General features: G+C 73.3%; 19 protein-coding genes, 1 pseudogene and 1 riboswitch. Of the genes and pseudogenes, 7 read left to right on the top strand and 13 right to left on the bottom strand.

The genetic code is table 11. The features are described from left to right. The 3 genes from ACFY8W_RS25900 to ACFY8W_RS25910 all read right to left on the bottom strand — a co-directional run. A partial coding sequence (locus ACFY8W_RS25900) for an ATP-binding cassette domain-containing protein (protein WP_391109713.1) occupies positions 1 to 200 on the bottom strand: 200 nt, incomplete at its 3' end. Between the two features lie 264 nt (positions 201 to 464). Then, entirely contained in the window at positions 465 to 1,310 is an 846-nt protein-coding gene (locus ACFY8W_RS25905; RefSeq protein ID WP_391109716.1) for a DUF4097 family beta strand repeat-containing protein, read from the bottom strand. Between the two features lie 88 nt (positions 1,311 to 1,398). Further along, positions 1,399 to 1,917 (bottom strand): toxin-antitoxin system HicB family antitoxin, encoded by a 519-nt coding sequence (locus ACFY8W_RS25910; RefSeq protein WP_391109719.1) that lies wholly within the window; start codon positions 1,915 to 1,917, stop codon positions 1,399 to 1,401. A 364-nt stretch (positions 1,918 to 2,281) separates the two neighbouring features. Between ACFY8W_RS25910 and ACFY8W_RS25915 the strand changes: the two genes are divergently transcribed. From ACFY8W_RS25915 to metE, 4 genes are all read left to right on the top strand, one after another. After that, positions 2,282 to 2,953, top strand: a complete 672-nt coding sequence (locus tag ACFY8W_RS25915; RefSeq protein WP_391109721.1) for a hypothetical protein — start codon at positions 2,282 to 2,284, stop codon at positions 2,951 to 2,953. Then, the gene (locus tag ACFY8W_RS25920) at positions 2,923 to 4,044 is read left to right on the top strand and encodes a cytochrome P450 (RefSeq protein ID WP_391111019.1); all 1,122 of its coding nucleotides are present in this window, start codon (positions 2,923 to 2,925) and stop codon (positions 4,042 to 4,044) included. The genes ACFY8W_RS25915 and ACFY8W_RS25920 overlap by 31 nt, the downstream gene beginning before the upstream one ends. A 58-nt stretch (positions 4,045 to 4,102) precedes the next feature. Beyond that, on the top strand, positions 4,103 to 6,343 hold the full coding sequence (locus ACFY8W_RS25925) for an MMPL family transporter (protein ID WP_391109723.1): 2,241 nt from the start codon (positions 4,103 to 4,105) through the stop codon (positions 6,341 to 6,343). A 62-nt stretch (positions 6,344 to 6,405) separates the two neighbouring features. Continuing rightward, a riboswitch (cobalamin riboswitch) is annotated at positions 6,406 to 6,605 on the top strand. Between the two features lie 184 nt (positions 6,606 to 6,789). Next, complete coding sequence (gene metE, locus ACFY8W_RS25930; RefSeq protein ID WP_391109725.1) at positions 6,790 to 9,108, top strand: 5-methyltetrahydropteroyltriglutamate--homocysteine S-methyltransferase; 2,319 nt, start codon at positions 6,790 to 6,792, stop codon at positions 9,106 to 9,108. A 51-nt stretch (positions 9,109 to 9,159) separates the two neighbouring features. On the opposite strand, the gene ACFY8W_RS25935 is transcribed toward metE, so the two are convergent. Beyond that, a complete protein-coding gene (locus tag ACFY8W_RS25935; protein ID WP_391109728.1) occupies positions 9,160 to 11,244 on the bottom strand; it encodes a SpoIIE family protein phosphatase in 2,085 nt (694 codons plus the stop codon). Positions 11,245 to 11,400: 156 nt separating this feature from the next. Beyond that, positions 11,401 to 12,246: a methyltransferase domain-containing protein gene (locus ACFY8W_RS25940; protein ID WP_391109731.1), complete on the bottom strand. Its 846-nt coding sequence runs from the start codon at positions 12,244 to 12,246 to the stop codon at positions 11,401 to 11,403. Between the two features lie 137 nt (positions 12,247 to 12,383). On the opposite strand from ACFY8W_RS25940, the gene ACFY8W_RS25945 reads away from it, so the two are divergent. After that, positions 12,384 to 12,968: a TetR family transcriptional regulator gene (locus ACFY8W_RS25945; RefSeq protein WP_391109734.1), complete on the top strand. Its 585-nt coding sequence runs from the start codon at positions 12,384 to 12,386 to the stop codon at positions 12,966 to 12,968. Between the two features lie 269 nt (positions 12,969 to 13,237). Here the strand turns inward: ACFY8W_RS25945 and ACFY8W_RS25950 are convergent, their stop codons facing one another. The 7 genes and pseudogenes from ACFY8W_RS25950 to ACFY8W_RS25980 form a co-directional block, all read right to left on the bottom strand. Next, positions 13,238 to 13,693 carry a hypothetical protein gene (locus ACFY8W_RS25950; RefSeq protein WP_391109737.1) on the bottom strand — a complete coding sequence of 152 codons (456 nt, stop codon included), beginning with the start codon at positions 13,691 to 13,693 and terminating at the stop codon, positions 13,238 to 13,240. Positions 13,694 to 13,812: 119 nt separating this feature from the next. After that, positions 13,813 to 13,953, bottom strand: a complete 141-nt coding sequence (locus tag ACFY8W_RS25955; protein WP_391109740.1) for a hypothetical protein — start codon at positions 13,951 to 13,953, stop codon at positions 13,813 to 13,815. Between the two features lie 176 nt (positions 13,954 to 14,129). Further along, positions 14,130 to 14,318 (bottom strand): annotated as a pseudogene (locus ACFY8W_RS25960) (DUF1918 domain-containing protein); the annotation flags it as partial. Positions 14,319 to 14,628: 310 nt separating this feature from the next. After that, positions 14,629 to 15,042, bottom strand: coding sequence for an anti-sigma factor antagonist (locus ACFY8W_RS25965; RefSeq protein WP_391109741.1), 414 nt, complete (start codon positions 15,040 to 15,042; stop codon positions 14,629 to 14,631). 35 nt (positions 15,043 to 15,077) lie between these two features. Then, entirely contained in the window at positions 15,078 to 15,491 is a 414-nt protein-coding gene (locus ACFY8W_RS25970; RefSeq protein ID WP_391109744.1) for an ATP-binding protein, read from the bottom strand. After that, entirely contained in the window at positions 15,488 to 17,155 is a 1,668-nt protein-coding gene (locus tag ACFY8W_RS25975; RefSeq protein ID WP_391111022.1) for a SulP family inorganic anion transporter, read from the bottom strand. Before ACFY8W_RS25975 ends, ACFY8W_RS25970 begins: the two co-directional genes overlap by 4 nt. 56 nt (positions 17,156 to 17,211) lie before the next feature. Further along, on the bottom strand, positions 17,212 to 17,553 hold the full coding sequence (locus ACFY8W_RS25980; protein ID WP_391109747.1) for a metalloregulator ArsR/SmtB family transcription factor: 342 nt from the start codon (positions 17,551 to 17,553) through the stop codon (positions 17,212 to 17,214). Between the two features lie 159 nt (positions 17,554 to 17,712). Between ACFY8W_RS25980 and ACFY8W_RS25985 the strand changes: the two genes are divergently transcribed. Then, complete coding sequence (locus ACFY8W_RS25985; protein WP_391109750.1) at positions 17,713 to 18,081, top strand: zinc ribbon domain-containing protein YjdM; 369 nt, start codon at positions 17,713 to 17,715, stop codon at positions 18,079 to 18,081. Positions 18,082 to 18,321: 240 nt separating this feature from the next. Here the strand turns inward: ACFY8W_RS25985 and ACFY8W_RS25990 are convergent, their stop codons facing one another. Continuing rightward, positions 18,322 to 19,155: an NAD(P)H-binding protein gene (locus ACFY8W_RS25990; RefSeq protein WP_391109753.1), complete on the bottom strand. Its 834-nt coding sequence runs from the start codon at positions 19,153 to 19,155 to the stop codon at positions 18,322 to 18,324. Between the two features lie 153 nt (positions 19,156 to 19,308). On the opposite strand from ACFY8W_RS25990, the gene ACFY8W_RS25995 reads away from it, so the two are divergent. Continuing rightward, complete coding sequence (locus ACFY8W_RS25995; RefSeq protein ID WP_391111024.1) at positions 19,309 to 19,845, top strand: TetR family transcriptional regulator; 537 nt, start codon at positions 19,309 to 19,311, stop codon at positions 19,843 to 19,845. The last annotated feature ends 213 nt before the right edge of the window (positions 19,846 to 20,058 follow it).

The raw sequence follows: 20,058 nt of genomic DNA on the forward strand, positions 1-20,058 counted from the left end.
GAGAGGATCTTCACGGCGGTGGTCTTGCCGGCGCCGTTCGGGCCGAGCAGGGAGAAGATCGTGCCTTCCGGGACGGCCAGGTCGATGCCGTCGAGGACGAGCTTGTCGCCGTAGGACTTGCGCAGACCGACGGTGGAGATCGCGACGGGCGACTGCGAACCGCGCCCCCGCATGGACGTGGGCATGACAGACGTAGGCATGGGCCCTCCCGTTCGGGGGCTGAAGTGGCTGAAGGTACGGGTGAAGTGAAGGTACGAGTGAAGTGGGCGGGGCGGCGCCGGCTCTGCCGGGCTCCACCGGGCTCGGCGGCCGGGCTCCACCCGGCCCCGCCAGGCTCGGCCGGGCTCGGCCGGACTGCGCCGCACTGCGCCGGCTCCGCCGAGCTCCACCGGGCTCGGCAGAGCTTGGCCAGGATCGGCCGGGCCCCGCCGAACTCTTCCGGGCTCGGCAGAGCCCTGCCAGGGTCAGACCCTGGCGCGGAGGACGTCGATGTTGCCGAACTTGGTGCGGGCACGGATCTTGACGGTGTCCTCGGCCTCTTCCGGGGCTCCGGAAGAGGTCAGGGTGTTGCGCACCTGGCCCGCGCCCGAGCTGACGTCGAGCCAGGCGGCGGTGCCCTCACGGACGCCGACCTCGATGGCGCCGTAGGAGGTCTCCAGCTGGACGGTGCCGCGGGCCACCTCGGCCACGCGCAGGGTGCCGTGGGCGGTGGTGGCGGTGACGGAGGCCTCCGCGCGCCGGATGTCGATGTCGCCGTTGGCGCCGCTCACCCGCAGCTCGCCGGTCGCGGCGCCGACCGTCGTGCTGCCGTGCGAGTTCTTGAGGACGGCGGGGCCGTCGACGAGGCCGACGCGCACGCTGCCCGAGCTGGTCGTGATCTCGGCCGCGCCCTCGACCCGGTCGACGGTGATCGAGCCGTGCGAGGCCGTCAGGTGCAGCGGGCCGGTCGTGTCGAGGCGGGCGTCACCGGCCGAGGTCTTCACGCGCACCTCGCCGAGCCGGCCCTCACCGAGCACCTGGGCCCAGGCGCCGGTGACGTCGACGTCCGAGCCGGCGGGCAGTTCGACCGTCACGTCGACGGAGCCGGGACGGCGGAGCGAGTTGCGCATCTTGGGCGTCCTGACGGTCAGTGCGCCGTTCGCGTACTGGACCTCCGTCTGCTCGACGGTCCGCACGTCCCGGTCCTTCTTCGGGTCGCGGGGGCGGACCTCGACGACGGTGTCGGCGCGGTCGCCCGCGGTGAACCGGATGGAACCGGCCTCGACGTGGGCGGTGACCGAGATCGGTGCGGGAGTGTCGAAAGAAGGCATGGCTGTCCCGTCCTCTTGGGTCTTCAGGGCGTCCCCGCTGGTGGGACGTGGTGTGGGTGAAGGTGAAGTGGGGCGGGCGGGGGCGCGGCTAGCGCACCCAGCCCGTGATGCTCTGTCCGATGGTCTGGGTCGTCTCGGTGGGCCGCGGCCGCGCGCCGCCCTGGACCGCGGCCGACACGGCCCGCACGAGCCACGCGTTGACCGACAGCCCTTCTGCCGCGGCGGCCTCTTCGGCGCGGGCCTTCAGGTGGGCCGGGAGCCGCAGGTTGACGCGGGCGGTGCCGCCCTCGTCACCCTCGACCGGTGCCGGGGCCCTGAACGGCTCGACGGGCGCGGCCTGCTCGACGGGGGCGCCGCGGTCGACGGGCGGCAGCGTCACCACGAAGTCGGGGTCGAGCCCGCGCAGCCGCAGGTCGACGGAGCCGGGGGCGATTTCCCGGGTGATCTCGTCCATCGCGGCCGAGAGCACGTTGAGCATGGTCAGCCGGGTCGCCGACTCCAGCGGAGCGGTGAGCCGCTCGGCCAGCTCGCGGGCATCTTCCCCGCCGGCTTCGGCGGCCACCGCGAGTTCACGGCGAAGGGTGTCGACATACGGCGTGAGGTCCATGACGCTAGTGTGGCACCATCATGGTGCCACTTGCAAGTCCTCATGGCACCCCGAATGGCGCAGCTCCCAGCACATCGCTTCGACATGAAGGAATGAGCAGCTAAAAGGGGTGGGTCACCGTGGCACCGCAGGCGCCGCGCCCCGCGCGCCCCGCGCGAGGTGGACGGGCCCAGGTGGCGCCCCACAGCGCCGATCTGGCTCCTGGTGAGCCACGACAACGCCACTCTCGGCACCTTCTGGCGCCGATTGACGCACACATGGCGCCACATGTGTGCCATGATGGCGTCACGAACGGCGCACCGCCTCGGTTCCCCGAGTCGTGCGGTGCGCGCTGCGCCGAGGTGGCCATCAAGGGGGTCGGACCATGGAGACGGCACGACGCGGGCAGCGGGTCACACCCGGCGCCTTCACCGCCTTCGCCCGCTTCACGCTCTGCGGCGGCGGGGTCGGGATCGGGTCCAGCTTCGCCGTGGCAGCGCTCGGCTCCTGGATCCCCTGGATCCTCGCCAACGCCCTGGTCACCGTGGTCTCCACGCTCCTCGCGACGGAGCTGCACGCCCGCTTCACCTTCGGCGCCGGCGCGCGGGCCACCTGGCGCCAGCACGTGCAGTCGGCCGGCTCCGCCGCAGCCGCGTACGCGGTGACCAGCGCGGCGATGCTCGCCCTGCGGCACCTGGTGGCGGCGCCCGACGCGGTGCTCCAGCAGGTGGTCTACCTGTCCGCCTCCGCGCTCGCCGGGGTCGCGCGCTTCGCGGTGCTGCGCCTGGTCGTCTTCGCGCGGAACCGCACGCACCACGGAGGCCCGGACCGAGGCCCGTCCGCCTCCGGCCACCTCACCCGGCGCTCCGTCCGGCACCCCCTCACGACTTCCCCGTACATCGCTCTCCATCGGAGGACACCATGCAGCACGAACCGACGACACGACCCGACACGACCGAGCCCGTCACGCTCCCGACGCAGCGCGCCGCCGGCTGCCCGTTCGACCCGCCCGCCGGCCTGGCGGAGCTGCGCGACGCCCGCCCGCTGGCCCGGATGACGTACCCCGACGGGCACGTCGGCTGGCTCGCCACCGGCCACTCCACCGTCCGCGCCATCATGGGCGACCCCCGCTTCAGCTCCCGGTACGAGCTGATGCACTACCCCTTCCCCGGCGGCCCCGAGGGCCCGCTGCCGCCCGCACCGGTCGGCGACATGACCGGGATGGACGCACCCGAGCACACCCGCTTCCGACGGCTCCTCACGGGGAAGTTCACCGTACGCCGCATGCGCGAACTCACCGAGCGGGTGAGGGAGATCACCGCCGAGCAGCTGGACGAGCTGGAGCGGCGCGGGCCGGGGACCGACCTGGTCGAGGCGTTCGCCCGGCCCATCCCCGCGTTGATGATCTGCGAGCTCCTCGGCGTGCCCTACGCCGACCGCGACCGTTTCCAGAGCCACGCCGACACCGTGATGTCCCAGGACGTGACGCCCGAGGAGCAGTACGCCGCGATGGCCGGGCTCCAGGAGTACATGGCCGGACTGGTGGCCGCCAAGCGCGCCGCACCCTCCGACGACCTGCTCGGCGACCTCGCCCGGGACTCCGGCCTCACCGAGGAGGAGCTGGTCGGCGTCGGGGGCTTCCTGCTCGCCGCCGGGCTCGACACCACCGCCAACATGATCGCCCACGGCACCTTCGCCCTGCTCCGCAACCCCGAGCAGTTCGAGGCCCTGCGCTCGGACCCGCAGCTCGCCCCGCAGGCCGTCGAGGAGCTGATGCGCTATCTGACGGTGGCCCACACCACCGTGAAGACCGCGCTGGAGGACGTCGAAAGGGACGGGCGGACGATCCGGGCGGGCGAGACCGTCACCCTGTCGCTCGAAGCCGCCAACCGCGACCCGGAGCGCTTCCCCGACCCCGACGTCCTCGACCTGCACCGCAAGGCCACCGGGCACCTCGGTTTCGGCCACGGCATCCACCAGTGCCTCGGCCAGCAACTGGCCCGTGTCGAACTGACCGTCGCCCTCCCCGCGTTGCTCGGCCGGTTCCCCACCCTGCGCCTCGCCGTGCCGGCCGAGGAGGTGCCGCTGCGGACGGACATGAACATCTACGGCGTCCACCGCCTGCCGGTCACCTGGGACCAGGCCTGAGCCTCCGCCGACAGCCCGCCACCACCACGACACCCACACCCGACAGGACTCCACCACCGTGGCTACCCTCCTCTCCAGAATCGGCCGCTTCGCCTTCCGGCGGCGTGGCCTCGTCGTCCTCCTCTGGCTCCTGGCGCTCGTCGGCGCGGGCTTCGCGGCCTCCACGGCCGCCGCCCCGCCCGCCGACACCTTCTCGATGCCCGGCACGGAGTCGCAGAGGGCGTTCGACCTCCTCCAGCAGAAGTTCCCCGACGCCCGCGCGGACGGCGCCGCCGCCCGTGTCGTCATCCGCGCGCCCGGCGCCGAGAAGGTCACCTCCGCCGCCCGCAGGGCGCAGGTCGAGCGGCTCGTCGCCGACCTGGCCGGGGCGCCCCAGGTCGCGTCCGTGGCCGACCCGTTCAAGGCGAACGCCGTGAGCGGCGACCGTACGACGGCGTACGCCTACGTCACGTACGAGGCCAAGGCCACCGCACTGACCGACGCCGCGCACGACGGTCTCTCCGACGCGATGGAGCAGGCCCGGAAGGCGGGGCTCGTCGTCGAGGCCGGCGGAGACGCCGTCAGGATCGAGACGACGATGAGCGGTACGGGCGAGAAGCTCGGCATCCTCGTCTCCGCCGTGGTCCTCGTGCTGACCTTCGGTTCCCTGGTGGCGGCCGGAATGCCGTTGCTGACGGCCCTCATCGGCGTCGGGATCGGCATCAGCGGCATCACAGCGCTCGGCAGCACGCTCGGCCTGTCGTCCACCACGACGACGCTCGCGATGATGATCGGCCTCGCCGTCGGCATCGACTACGCCCTGTTCATCGTGTCCCGCTACCGCTCCGAGATCGCCGACGGCCGTGAGCGCGCGGAGGCCGCCGCCCGTGCCGTGGGCACGGCGGGTTCGGCCGTCGTCTTCGCCGGACTGACCGTGATCATCGCCCTGGCCGGGCTCGCCGTGGTGAACGTTCCGATGCTCACCAAGATGGGCCTCACGGCCGCCGGCACGGTCGCCGTCGCCGTCCTCGTGGCCGTCACGTTCGTGCCGGCGCTCCTCGGCTTCGCACCCGTCAGGGTCCTCGCCCGCCGCGACCGCAGGCAGTACCTCGGCAAGCCGCTGTCGAAGCGTCAGCAGCGCAGGGCCGACAAGCGCGCCGCCCGCCGCAGGCCCAACCTCGGCGCCCGCTGGGCCGCACTCGTCCTGCGCCACCCCGTCGCCGTCCTGCTGCTCGGCGTCGTGGGCCTGGGGGCGGTCGCCGTGCCCGCCGCGAGCCTCGAACTGGGCCTGCCCGGCGAGGGCTCCATGGCCGTGCACACCACCCAGCGCAAGGCGTACGACCTGCTGGCGGACTCCTTCGGCCCCGGCTTCAACGGGCCCCTGACGATCACCGTCCAGGCCGCGGACGCGCAGGCCGCGGCCACCGCGGTCGGCAAGGAGCTCGCCACGCGTCCCGGCGTCGCCGGCGTCTCCCCCGCGACCCCGAACAAGGCGGGCGACACCGCGATCGTCAACGTGATACCCGAGACCGGGCCGACCGACGAGCGGACCGAGGAACTCGTCCGCTCGCTGCGCGCCCTCGCGCCCCGGCTCGAGTCCGGGACGGGTGCGACGGAGATCCTGGTCGCCGGCCAGACCGCGATGTTCATCGACTTCTCGCAGACCCTCGACGACGCCCTCGTGCCCTACCTGGCGCTGGTGGTCGGCCTCGCGTTCCTGCTGCTGATGGTGGTATTCCGGTCCCTGCTCGTCCCGCTGAAGGCGGCCCTCGGCTTCCTGCTGTCGGTGACCGCCGCCCTGGGCGCCGTCGTCGCCGTCTTCCAGTGGGGCTGGCTGGCCGACGTGCTCGGGATCGAGCAGCCCGGCCCGGTGATGAGCACGATGCCGATCTTCATGATCGGCGTGGTCTTCGGCCTGGCGATGGACTACGAGGTCTTCCTGGTCTCCCGCATGCGCGAGGCGTACGTCCACGGGGCGCGGCCCGCCGAGGCGGTCGTCACCGGCTTCCGGTACGGCGGGCGGGTCGTCACCGCCGCGGCGATCATCATGACCAGTGTCTTCGGCGGCTTCATCATGGAGTCCGACGACTTCGTGAAGATGATCGGTTTCGGCCTCGCCACCGCGGTCCTCTTCGACGCCTTCGTCGTCCGCATGGCCATCGTCCCCGCCCTCTTCGCCCTCCTCGGCAAGTCCGCCTGGTGGCTGCCGAAGTGGCTCGACCGGCTCCTGCCGGACGTCGGCGTCGAGGGCGAGAAGCTCACGCGACCGGAGAGCGCGTCCCAGGGGCACGCGGTGCGGCAGGACCACCTCGTGGGCTGACCGGCCTGCGCCTGGCGGGATATGGCCCGTCGTGCCGGCCGGCACCGTAGGCTGGCGGGGCAGCTGGTTCGCCCCGTCAGCCAGGCGGGATGCGTCGTAAGAGGGAACCCGGTGGGAATCCGGGACTGCCCCGCAGCGGTGAGCGGGAACGACCGCCGTCAGAAGCACTGGGTCCGATGCACGGGACCTGGGAAGCGACGGCCAGTAGGGGTCCGCCGGTGAACCCGGCGGACGCGCCCGCGAGTCCGAAGACCTGCCCGTTGCCCGCACGCGGACCGTTCCGCGCGCGGACATCCCGGTGACCTCGAGGGCGGGTCGGCGACCGGAGCGGGACGGACGACGGCGTGGTGACGCGACGCGCGGCCGTTCGCGTCCGCTTCCGTCACCCTTCGCGCCCTCGTCCCGTCGCCGGGACCTCAGGGATCCATCTCGCGAAGGAGATCTCCGTGACCACGAAGTCCGCAGCCGCGGCAGCACGGGCCACCGTGTACGGCTACCCCCGTCAGGGACAGGGCCGGGAACTGAAGAAGGCGATCGAGGGCTACTGGAAGGGCCGGGTCACCGCCGAAGCCCTCCGCGCCACCGCCGCCGGGGTCCGCGCCGAGCGCCGGCGGCAGCTCGCCGACGCCGGCCTCCACGAGGTGCCGACCGGCGACTTCTCGCTGTACGACCACGTCCTCGACACCACGGTCATGGTCGGCGCGGTCCCGGCCCGCCACCGGGAGGCACTCGCCGCCGACCCGCTCGACGGCTACTTCGCCATGGCGCGCGGCACGCAGGACGCGGCGCCGCTGGAGATGACCAAGTGGTTCGACACCAACTACCACTACCTGGTCCCCGAGCTGGGCCCCGGCACGGCGTTCTCGGCCGACTCCTCGAAGCAGGTCGCCGAGCTGCGCGAGGCCCTCGCCGCCGGTCTCGGCGCGCGGCCCGTCCTCGTCGGCCCCGTCACGTACCTGCTGCTCGCCAAGCCCGCGCCGGGCGTCCCCGGGGACTTCGAACCCCTCACCCTGCTCGACCGGCTGCTCCCGGTGTACGCGGACGTGCTCGCCGACCTGCGGGCGGCGGGCGCGGACTGGGTGCAGCTCGACGAGCCCGCGCTCGTCCAGGACCGCACGCCGGCCGAACTGAACGCCGCCGCACGCGCGTACCGGGACCTCGGGGCGCTCACCGACCGGCCGAAGCTGCTCGTCGCGTCCTACTTCGACCGCCTCGGCGACGCCCTGCCTGTCCTCGCCAAGGCGCCGGTCGACGGGCTGGCGCTCGACTTCACCGGACCCGCGGCCGCGAACCTCGACGCCCTGGCCGCCGTCGGCGGCCTGCCCGGCAAGCGGCTCGTCGCCGGCGTCGTCGACGGCCGCAACATCTGGGTCAACGACCTGGAGAAGTCCCTGTCGACCCTCGGCACGCTCCTCGGCCTCGCCGACCGGGTGGACGTCTCGGCCTCCTGCTCCCTCCTCCACGTGCCGCTCGACGCCGCCGCCGAACGCGACGTCGACCCGGGGATCGCGCGCTGGCTGTCCTTCGCCCGGCAGAAGGCCACCGAACTCGTCACCCTGGCCAGGGGCCTGGCGTACGGCACCGGCGCCATCGCCGGCGAGCTGTCGGCGAACCGCGCCGCCCTCTCCTCCCGTACGAGCTCCCCCGTCACCCACGACCCGGCGGTACGCGCCCGTGCCGCCGCCGTCACCGCCTCCGACACGCACCGCTCCCAGCCGTACGCCCGGCGGGCCGCCGCCCAGCGCACCCACCTGGGCCTGCCGCCGCTGCCGACGACCACCATCGGCTCCTTCCCGCAGACCGCCGAACTGCGCACCGCCCGCGCCGACCTGCGGGCCGGCCGGATCGACCTCGACGGTTACGAGGAGCGCATCAGGGCGGAGATCCGGGAGGTCGTCGCGTACCAGGAGAAGACCGGCCTCGACGTCCTCGTGCACGGCGAACCCGAACGCAACGACATGGTCCAGTACTTCGCCGAGCGGCTCCACGGCTACCTCGCCACGCAGCACGGCTGGGTCCAGTCGTACGGCACCCGCTACGTCCGCCCGCCGATCCTGGCCGGCGACGTCTCCCGGCCGGAGCCGATGACCGTGCGCTGGACGTCGTACGCCCAGTCCCTCACCGGCAAGCCGGTCAAGGGCATGCTCACCGGCCCCGTCACCATGCTCGCCTGGTCCTTCGTCCGCGACGACCAGCCCCTCGCCGACACCGCCCGCCAGGTCGCGCTGGCCCTGCGCGACGAGGTGGACGACCTGGAGGCGGCGGGCACCTCGGTCATCCAGGTCGACGAACCCGCGCTGCGCGAGACCCTGCCGCTGCGCACCGCCGACCACGCCGCGTACCTGGCCTGGGCGACCGAGGCCTTCCGCCTCACGACCAGCGGCGTGCGGCCGGACACCCAGATCCACACCCACATGTGCTACGCCGAGTTCGGCGACGTCGTCCAGGCCATCGACGACCTCGACGCCGACGTCATCAGCCTGGAGGCCGCGCGCTCCCGCATGCAGGTCGCCCGCGAACTCGCCGCCCACGGCTACCCGCGCGAGGCCGGCCCCGGCGTCTGGGACATCCACTCCCCGCGCGTCCCTTCGGCCGAGGAGGCCGCGGACCTGCTGCGCGAGGGCCTGGACGCCATCCCGGCGGAACGGCTCTGGGTCAACCCCGACTGCGGCCTGAAGACCCGCGGCTGGCCGGAGACCCGTGCCTCCCTGGAGAACCTGGTCGCCGCCGCCCGGATCGTCCGCGCCCGGCTGACCGCCTCCTGATCCCCACGCACCAGGGCCGGGGGCGCGCGAACCGCGCCCCCGGCCCGCGGATCAGTCCGGCTGCTCGTCCTGCATGCGGGCGATGAGCAGGGCCACGTCGTCGCGGTCACCCGGCTGCCGGAGCTCGCTCAGCAGGAGGTCGCAGGTGTCCTCCAGGTCGCGGTGGGGGCCGGCGAGCAGGGACAGGAGCAGGCCGAAGCGCTCGTCGAGGGGCTGGTCGCGGGTCTCCACCAGGCCGTCGGTGTAGAGGACCAGCTGGTCCCCGGCGCTCAGGCCGAGCCGGGTGGTGTGGAAGGGGACTCCGCCGACCCCGAGGGGGGCGCCGGTCGGCAGGTCGAGGAGTTCCGGTGCGCGGCCGGGTCGCATGAGGACCGGTGGCAGGTGCCCCGCCACCGAGATGCGGCACTGCCGGTCGTGGGGGTCGTAGACCGCGTAGACGCAGGTGGTGAAGGTGTGGTCCATGCCGGCGGTCGCCTGGTCGAGGTGGTGCAGGACCTGGGAGGGATCCAGGTCCAGTTGGGCCAGGGTGCGGGTGGCGGTACGGAGCTGCCCCATGGTCGCGGCCGCGTCGATGCCGCTGCCCATCACGTCACCGATGATCAGGGCGGTCTTGTCCGCCGGCAGGGCGATGACGTCGAACCAGTCGCCGCCGATCTCGCTGGTGGCGCCCGCCGGCTCGTAGCGGTGGGCGATGCCGAGCCCAGGCCGCCGGGAGGGCCGGTTCGGCAGCAGGTTGCGCTGGAGGGTGAGGGCGGCATGGCGCTGGCTCTGGTACCAGCGGGCGTTGTCGATGCACACGGCCGCGCGGGCGGCGAGCTCCCCGGCCAGGGTGACGTCGTCCTCGTCGAACGGCGACGGGTTCCGGGCCCGCATCAGTCCGAGGGCGCCGATCACCTCGCCGCGGGCGATCAGCGGCAGCGCGAGGTACGAGTGGATGCCGGCGGCGGCGAGCACGGCGGCCGATTCCTCGTCCCGGGCGATGCGGCGCAGGTCCTCGTCGGTGACCGTCGCCTGCACGACGGGGCGGCCGGTGTTCACGCAGCGCGTGACCAGCCGGTCCGCGGCGTACTCGGCGAGGTCACCGACGCGGTCGGGGGCCTCCACGGCCGCGCTGGGATACGCCGAGACCACCGCCAGCGCCCGGAAGCGCGCCGGGCCGGCCGGGCCCGCGGAGGTGCGCAGGCCCTGCAGGACGCTGTCGAGGACGTCCACCGTGACCAGGTCGGCCGTCTCGGGGACGCACACGTCGGCCAGTTCCCGCGCCGTCTGCTTCAGGTCGAGGGTGGTGCCGATCCGTACGGACGCGTCGGCGACCAGTGCCAGCCGGCGCCGTGACCGGGCGGCGTCGGCGGCCGCGCGGTGCTGTCCGGTGACGTCCACGACCGACGTGGCCAGCCCCAGCACCCGTCCGGAAGGGTCCTCCAGGCGGTAGAAGGAAGCGGACCAGGCGTGCTCCTGGCCGGGATCGACGGGGGTTTCCCCGACCACGAACCGGTCGAGGGCCGGGACTCCCGTGGCCAGGACCTCGCGCATCACCGACGTGACGGCCTGGCCGCCCAGAAACAGTGGTGTCTCCCCCTCCGCCGTCCCGGCGGGGTCCTGGCGGGGGCGGCGGTTCATGCGCTCCAGCGCCGGATTGATCAGCACGAACCGCAGTGCGGTGTCCATGACGCCCAGGCCGATCGGCGACTGGGAGATCAGCCGCAAGGACAGCGCCAGGTCGCGCTCCACGCGCCGCAGCGTGACCTGGTCGGTGGCGATCCCCAGCGCGTAGCGGCCGCCCTTGTCGTCGTCCAGCCGCATGTTGCGGAACTCGACCATCCGCGTCGTGCCGTCCTTGTGCCTGACGGGAAAGCCGCCGGCCCAGCGCCGCCCGCTCTCCATCACGTGGGCGAACAGCTCGATGACGAGATCGAGGTTCTCCTCGTCGACCAGCAGACGGCCCGCGAACTGCCCCAGCGCCTCGTCCGCGGTGTAGCCGAACAGCTCCTCCGCCTGCGCGCTCCACAGCGCGATCCGTCCGCTGTCGTCAAGCACCACCGCGGCCAGGCTCAGCACGTCCAGCAGCCCGCCAGGGGCCGCCGGGGCGGCACCCGTCCCGCCGACCTCGTCCCGGAACGCATCGGACGTACTCACCCGGGCACCCCTTCCACCCACCGGTTCGGGAGCAGCCCCTCGCCGGCCGATCGCAGGCTCGGGCCTTCTCCCGCCCCCGTCTCCACCATCGTCTCTCCGAACCGGCCGGGGAGCGCCTCGCTGACGGCCGGCGGCGTGCCGGCGTGGCGGAGCGCTCTACGGGCGCTCGGCCGTGACCAGCCAGGACGCGCTGCGCAGCAGGACCGTGCCGTCCACCGCCTCGTGGTCGCGCAGGTGGTCCGTGAGCGCGCGGCGGGCGCGCTCCTGCGCGGCCGTGCCGACCTGGTCCATCGCGTGACGGCCGGGTCCCGTGCCCAGCAGGAACTCGGCCGCGTCAGCGGCTCCGTCGCCCCAGGCCCCGTACACGTCGACGGGGTCGACGGCCGGGGCGGCGAACCCGGCGGAGGCGAGGACGGCACGGATCCGGTCCGGGGACGACAGGGAGAACATGCCGGGCAGCCCGGGCGTTCCGAAGTCGCCGACCGGCAGGATGCCGCGGAGTGCCGTCATGGCGGTCACCCAGCCGTTGAGCGAGGGCTCCGCCGGGCAGACGAACGCCAGCCGTCCGCCGGATCGCAGCGCCCGGCCGATGTTGCCGAAGGCCGCTTCGGGGTCGGAGAAGAACATCACCCCGTAGCGGCTGATCGCCGCGTCGAACCCGGCTGCCCGGAAGGGGTACGCCTGCGCGTCGCCCTGCGTGAACGTGACGTTGTCGACGCCCTCCGCCACCGCCCGGTCCCTGGCCTCGGCCAGCATCGGTCCGGACAGGTCGAGGCCCAGGGCGCTGCCTCGCGGTGCCCGGCGAGCGGCGAGGCGCGTGGTCTGGCCGGCGCCGCAGCCGACGTCGAGCGTCCGGTGGCCGTCGGTGACGCCTGCGGCGTCGAGCAGCGGCTCGTTGAAGCCCTCGTTCACGGCGTTCCACCGGTCCTGGGTGCGGGCCCAGTGGGTGCCTTCACGGCCGTTCCACGCGTGCGCCTGCTCGGTGTTGATGATGTCCGGCACGGATGTCTCCTGACGACGTGACCCTGAGAATGGGCGTGCGCCCAAACTGTATGGGCGTACGCCCAAACTGGCAATGCCCTTACGATCCGAGGGACCGCGCCGTCGACGGCGCCCGATGCCGGGAGGAAGAAGGGCCGATGTCACCCCGTGGAGTGGCGACTCCGGACGTGCGCGAGCGGCTGTTCGCCGCAGCCGAACGGATCGTGGAGAGGGACGGACCGGGCGCGCTCACGAGCCGGTCGATCACTGCGGAGGCGGGCTGCGCCAAGGGGCTGCTGCACGCCCACTTCTCGGGGCTCGACGAGTTCGTCGCCGAACTCTGCGTCGACCGCTTCGCGGTGACCGCCGCGAAGGCGCGGGCACTGGCCGGGCTGGCCGGGCAGGGCACGGTGGCCGGGAACCTCGACGTCGTCGTCCTCGCGCTCTTCGACCGTGGCGGCCCGGCCCTGTCGGGGCTCGCCCTGGCCCGCCCCGCCGCGGCGCTGCGGGTACGCGAGGCCATGGAGGCCGGCGCGGCCGGCTTCGCCGCGATCCAGGAGGCCGTCGCCGACTACCTGAAGGCCGAACGCGACCTCGGCCGGGTGGCGCACGACGTCGATCCGGACACCGTCGCCCTCGCCGTCGTCGGAACCGCCCACCACCTGCTGATGACCGCCTGGCCGGGCAGTCCCGACCCGCGACCGGCGATGCAGCGGCTGGTCGCCCGGCTGGTGGGCGACTGAGGGCCGCCCGCGACAGGCATCCCCGCACACCTGGACGCGACCGACCTCCGCACGCTTCGGCGTGCCCGGGCTTCCCGGCGGAGCAGCCGGCCTCCGCACACTTCTGCGCGGCCGGCCTTCCCGGCGGAACAGCCGGCCTCCGCACACTTCTGCGCGGCCGGCCTTCCCGGCGGAGCAGCCGACCTCCGCACACTTCGGCGCGGCCGGCCTTCCCACGCCCCGCGCGGCTGACCCGCGCGCGCCTCGGCGTGGCCCGCCGCCCGTCGGCCTCAGGCGTGGCTGGCCGCCGTCACCGACCGGCGGTGGCGATGGTGCGGCGCGGGCGTCTCACCGGGCGGCCGGTGGACGATCCGGAAGGTGTGGCTCTCCCGGGCGAGCTCCCGCCCCTCGGCGTCCGTGAACCGTCCGGTCGCCACGTAAGCCCCGCAGTTCGCGCGCCCCACGGGCATCCGCACGGCCGGGAGCTGGAGCTCGTACGGTCCGCCCGCGCGGAATCCGCCGAGCACGTGCCGGGTGGCCGCGACGACGACGCCGTACCGCCCCCGCTCTTCCTCGAAGGTCAGCCCGCGGAGCTCCTCGCCCACGCGGAAGGAGAGGGAGACGCTGACCACCGCGCCTTCCGGCAGGTCGACCGGTTCCCGGTCCGGATCCGGGTCGAGCGGCAGCGCAAGCCGGTCGAACTCGTCCGAGACAAGGGTTACGTCCAGCAACTCGAAGACCGCCATGTCGGACTCACGACCTCTCGCCGCCCCCTGGTTCCTCCACGGTACGCCCCGGCAGCGGCCCCTCCCGCCCTTCGGTCCCGAAGGACCGCCGTACTGGACGGCCACCTCGCCCGGACCGGTCAGGCCGCGAGCAGCTCGGTGCCGAGCCGGGCGGCCTCCGGAACCTCGACGTGATCGTCCGGCGTGGCCCCGAAGTGCGCTCCGGTCGGCGTCACGACGGCGACCGCACCGAGGACGGCGCCGCCCGGAACGGCGGTCACCACTGACGTCCGGCGCCGTGAACGGCGAACGCCCCTCCCGCTCACTGGGCGTCAGACGCCACGTACAAGCGGGGTGATCGCCGCCCGGCCCCGGCCCGCAGCGCTCGCCCGGACGGTGCCCGGCGTGGTGGACGCGGTCGCGGAGTTCACGACGGCGTAGGGGCCTTCGCGTCGTGCGTCGGATAGTGATGGACCCGCGCGTCCGGGCCCGGGAACACCAGAGTGACCCGGCCCGTGTCCGACCACCGGACGTCGAAGGGGGGAGTTCCGTCGGCGTGGTGGAGCCCGACGATCTCACCGTCGCGCCCCTCGTCCCCGACCGTGGAACCACCCACGATCAGCCGGTCGCCGACATGGGCCCACAGCCCGGCGCGTGGCCTCTGGCCCTGCCGTGTTCCGGTCGCAGTCATCGTTCTCGCCTCCGGCCCCGCGCGCCCGGCCCCGGCCCTCCCGGGACCGGTGCTCTCGTATATCCACCGTGCGTCCTGGCCGGCGGCCGTCATAGGGGCGAACAGCCCCGGAAGGGGGCCGTTCGGCACTGCCCCAGGGTGCGACCTCCCCGCATCCGATGGAGCGGTCACCCACGTCGGTCACAACCGGCGGCACGGGCGTCGCGGGGCCCTGCGAGGCCCCTTCGCAGGCGGCCCGATTCAGGAGTCCTGTTCCCGGAAGGCGTCAAGGCACCAGTCGATCGACCGGTCCGCGTGCGCGGGGCCATTCGTCGCTGCACCACTCGCGCTGGGGGCCGACACCGGCATCGTGGGCGGCGAGGGCGGTGGGCAGGTCGCAGTGGACGACGAGGGGCGGCCGGCTGCCGTCGGGGACTAGGGAGCCGTCCGCGGGGATCGCGGCGAGTTCGAGGGGGCGGTCCTCGTCGGCCAGTCGCCGGGCCGCGTCGGCGACGGCGAGCTGGCCACCGACCGACCAGCCGCGCAAGCTGGTCAGGTCCAGGATGACCGGACCGGTGCCGCGGGCCAGGGCCCACCCGATCGCCCCGGCGAACCGGTCCACGGCCTCGGCTCCGAGGAATCCGGCCAGGGACAGAACGCCCAGGTCCTTCTTGACCGTGTATCGCCACTCGATGGTCATCGTCTCGCCTTCGCTCTCACAGGGGTTCCGGGATGTCACAGGGGGAGGGTGATCCACACGCTCTTCCCGCCGCCGTCGGCGTCCCGCCGCAGCGCGCACGTGCCGCCGTGCTCCGCCAGCACCTCGGCGACGGTGGCCAGTCCGCCCGTGCCGGCGGGGACGACCCCAGGGTGGTACGGATGACGGTCATGGACGGCGAACGCGAGGGTGTACTCGCCGGCCGCGAGGGTGACAGTCAGGCTCGGGGAGGCGACCGCCGCGTGCCGGACGCTGTTGGTGACCAGTTCGCTGAGGATCAGCAGGGCCGGTCCCATCGTGGGATGGGTCGTGTCGATGCCCCACTGGGCGAACGTCGTCTCGGCGGTCTCGCGTGCCAGGCGCACCGAGGCGGGGCTCGTCGGCGCGGTGAGGGCGTGGCGGAGCGGCAGCGGCTCCGGCCCGGCGCTCATCGGGCCCCCGCGCGAGGGCTCGGCCGGGCTCCGGCTTGTTGCGCGGGAACGGCGGCGAGCAGGCCCGCCGCCTGAAGGTGGGTCCGCGCGTCCGCGATGGCCTCGGGGGTCGTCGCGTACTCCCGGCCCTCGTACCGCAGCAGGTCGAGCGCGCCGACGGAGTCGAGGACCCGGCGCTGCCCCGGCCGTATGCCGGAGGCCAGCACGGCGATGCCGCGCCGGTTCAGTTTCTCCACCGCGTCCTTGAGGACGAGCGCGCCGGTCGCGTCCATGGTCGTCACCCGTGACATGCGCAGGATGACGACCCGGACGTCGGCGACTTCGGACAGTTCGAGGAGGAATCGGTGGGCGGCGGCGAAGAAGAGGGGTCCGTCGATCCGGTAGGCGACGATGTGCTGGGCGAGGAGTGCGTGTTCCTCGTCGGAGTGTTCGCCGGGCAGGTCGGGGCGGAAGTCCACCTGGTCGATGCGCGCCTGCTTCGCCACCTCCCGCAGGGCCAGTGCGCCCGCGACGGCGAGGCCGATGATCACGGCGTACACGAGGTCGAGGGCGAGGGTGGCCACGGCGGTGAGGACGAGGACGACGGCGTCGGAGCGCGTGGCCCGTGCCATGGCGCGCAGTGAGCCGACCTCGATCATCCGGACCGCGGTCGCGAGCAGGACGCCGGCCAGGGCGGCGAGCGGGATCTTCGACACGAGCGGGGCGGCGGCGAAGACGATGACGGCGAGGACCGCCGCATGGGTGAGCGCGGCGAGCCGGGACGCGGCTCCCGTACGGACGTTGACGGCGGTACGGGCGATGGCGCCGGTCGCGGGGACACCGCCGAACAGCGGGGCGGCGATGTTCGCCAGGCCCTGCCCGAACAGCTCGCGGTCCGGATCGTGCTTCTGCCCGACGGTCATGCCGTCGGCGACCTGGGCCGACAGCAGCGACTCCAGTGCCGCGAGCGCCGCCACCGCGACGGCCGGAGCGATCAAGGAGCCCAGCGCGGAGAGGTCCAGGAAGCCGAGGGACGGGGCGGGAAGGCCGGCGGGCAGCTCGCCGATCGGCTTGGCCCGGTCCAGATGGAAGACCTGCGCCACGACGGTGGCGGCGATCACCGCGAGGATCGAGAAGGGGATCGCCGGCCGCCACCTGGCGCCGCCGAGCATGAGGGCGGCGACGCCCAGGGCGAGCCCGAGGGCCGTCCAGTTCGGAGCCTGGACGAACCCCTCGACGGCGCGCCACGTCACCTCCAGGACCCGGTCGCCTTCGGGCTTGGGAACGCCGAGGGCGTTGGGGACCTGCTGGAGGCCGATGACGAGCGCGATGCCCAGGGTGAAGCCTTCGACCACGGAGGCGGGGATGTAGGCCATGTAGCGGCCGGCCCGGAGCAGGGCCAGGCCGACGCAGATGAGGCCCGCGAGCAGGCCCACGGTCAGCACGCCGCCAGGTCCGTGCTGGGCGACGATGGGGACGAGGACGACGGTCATCGCCCCGGTCGGGCCGGAGACCTGGAGGTTCGAACCGCCGAACACGGCGGCGACCGCGCCCGCGACGACCGCGGTCGCGAGACCGGCCGCGGCGCCCAGCCCTGACGTCTCGCCGAATCCGAGGGCCAGGGGCAGGGCGACGATGGCGACCGTCAGACCGGCGAGCAGGTCGCGCCGCGGGTTGCGGGCCATCGCGGCGGTGTCGGCGCTGGTGGGCAGCAGGGCGCGCACCCGCTTCCCCAGCGTGCTCACCGCTCCGCCACCTCGGTTTCCCGCAGCTCGGCGAGGAGTTCGTTCTGCCCTGCCAGCATTTCGGTGAGGATCCGGCGCGCGGCCTGCATCAGGTCACGTACGTCACCGCCGGCCAGGGTGTAGACGACCGTCGACCCCTCGCGGCTGGCACTCACGATTCCGGACCGGCGCAGCACCGCGAGCTGCTGCGACAGGGCCGGCGCCTCGACGTCTATCTCCGCCAGGAGGTCGCGCACCGGCATCGGCCCGTCCTGGAGCAGCTCCAGGACCCGGATGCGAACCGGATGCCCCAGCATCCGGAAGAACTCGGCCTTCGCCTGGTACAGCGGAACCGGCACGTCCTCGACCCTCCTCGTTCGTCGAGCCCGTCACAGACGTCTCGGGCTGGGTGCCGCGCCCGCGGCTACCTGCGGGCGCGGCCACTCAAGCATCTAACGAACTGCAGAATTATGCAATTATGGACTTCCCAGAACGACGAAGTGGAACGGATCTTCCCCGTGGCCGACAACGCCGAGAACCAGCTGCCGCCCTGCCCCGAGTGCGCCGGTGCCTACACGTACGAGATGGGCGCCCTCCTGGTCTGCCCCGAGTGCGGCCATGAATGGGCGCAGACCGCCGGGGACGCGGCGGCGGACGACACGGGAGACAAGGTCGTCAAGGACTCCGTCGGCAATGTCCTCGCCGACGGCGACACCGTCACGGTGGTCAAGAGCCTCAAGGTCAAGGGCAGCCCGTCGGGCATCAAGGCCGGCACGAAGGTGCGCAACATCAAACTGGTCGACGGCGTCGACGGCCACGACATCGACTGTCGCATCGAGGGGTTCGGCAACATGCAGCTCAAGTCGAGCGTCGTCAAGAAGGTCTGACCGGCGCGAGCACCGCACGCCTGAAGGCGGCCCGCCGACCGGTGGTCGCCGTCCGGCGCTCCCCGATGGACAGCACCTCAGGGACGACGGACGGCGGCCACCTTCACGGCGTGACCGCTGTGGAGCGGAAGCCGTCCCGGACGCCACGCACCGGGGTCCGCCCGGACGGCACGGACCCCGGAAACAGGCACCGATCACCTGCCGTGCGGCCCGGAGGCAGGCAGGCGCCCGCCGGCAAGGTCACGCGAAGGCGGCGGCGTTGCGCTTGGCCCAGTCGGCGAAGGTGGTGGCGGGGCGACCGAGGATCTTCTCGACGTCGGGGCTGACGGTCTGCTCGCGTGGGGTGGGGTTGCCGATGATGTCGAGGGTGGTGTCGGCCACCGGGGCGGGCATGAAGGCGAGCATCTGCGCGCGGGCCTCCTCCCTCGTCTGGTCGATGAAGGCGACCTGTTCGCCGATGGCGTCGGCGATGGCGGCGGCACGCTGGAGCGGAGTGGTCGAGGCGGGGCCGGTGAGTTCGTAACTGGCCTTGTCGTGACCGGGCTGCGTCAGGACGGCGGCGGCCACGGCGGCGATGTCGTCGGGGTCGATGGCCGGGAGGCCGACGTCACCGAAGGGCGCGGCGACGGTCCGGCTCGCCTTGACCGAAGGCGCCCAGGCGTAGGCGTTGGAGGCGAAACCGCCCGGGCGCAGGATGGTCCAGTCGGTGCCGGAGTCCATGACGGCCTGCTCGTAGGCGGCGAAGGCCCGGCCGTGGGACAGGGAGTCCGGGCGGGTGGTCACCCCCTGGGAGGACAGCAGGACGATTCTGCCGTAGTTCGCGAACGGAGCGACGACGGCGCCGGGGTCGCCGGTCATCATGAGGTCGCCCCCGACGAGCAGGAAGACCGCATCCGCCGTCGCGGGCAGGTCGGCGACCCGCTGGGCGAGGTCGGCGCTGATGGCACGCACGCCGGGCGGGACATCGGCCCGGGTGACGCGGCGCGAAACCGCGGTCACCTCATGTCCCTGCTCGGCCAGCAGGCGGACCAGCGTGCGGCCGACATTTCCGGTGGCACCCGTGACAACGATCATGAAGGGCTCCTCGAGTCAGACGTGTTAGTTAGTTGACTGACTTACTCTGTTGGCGGTGAGGTTAGCACGAGTCCACGCCGTATAGTCAGTCGGGTGACTCACTCAAAGGAGCCCGCCCGTGTGCGCGTCGCCGGCGCGAAGCGGCAGCGACTCATGGAGGCCGCGGCCGACGTCGTCCACCGGCAAGGCGTCGAGCGCACGACCATCGCCGACATAGCGCGCGCGGCCGAGGTCCCCGTGGGCAACGTGTACTACTACTTCAAGACCAAGGACGAGCTCGTCGCCGCCGCACTGTCCGAGCACGAGCGCCACCTGAACCTGCTCGTCGGTCACCTGAGCCGGCTCCCCGATCCTCGCGAGCGCCTCAAAGGCCTGGTCGAAGGCTGGGTGAGTCAGCGTGACCTCGCCGCCCGCTACGGCTGCCCGACCGGCACCCTCGCCGCGGAGCTGGGAAAACGTGAGCAGGGTGGCCTGGACGTCGAAGCGGGCAGGGTGGTCCGGCTCCTGCTGACCTGGGTGGAGGACCAGTTCCGCGAGCTCGGCCAGCCGGACCCCGAGGGCCTGGCCCTTACCTTGGTGGGCGCCTACCAGGGCATGTCCTTGCTGGCCAACGCACTACGGGACCCGGGGGTCATGGACCGTGAGGGCGCCCGCTTGATCGCCTGGATCGACTCCCTCGAGGCCGCCTGAGCCCGCCCTGCCGTACCGGGAGGCGAGGGCCGACCGCAGGCCCCCCCCCAGCACCGCGCACCGCTGATCGGACAGAGGAATCCCCGTGACGGCCGGCCCCATCGACCGCAGACGGTTCCTCACCGCGGCGCCGCACTGACCTCAGGAGCCGCCGCCCTGCCCGGCGGCCTGCTCTCGGGCCGGGCGGAAGCGGCCGTGCCACCGCAGACCACG

The sequence above is a fragment of the Streptomyces sp. NPDC012637 genome (assembly GCF_042954805.1).
Taxonomy (GTDB): domain Bacteria; phylum Actinomycetota; class Actinomycetes; order Streptomycetales; family Streptomycetaceae; genus Streptomyces.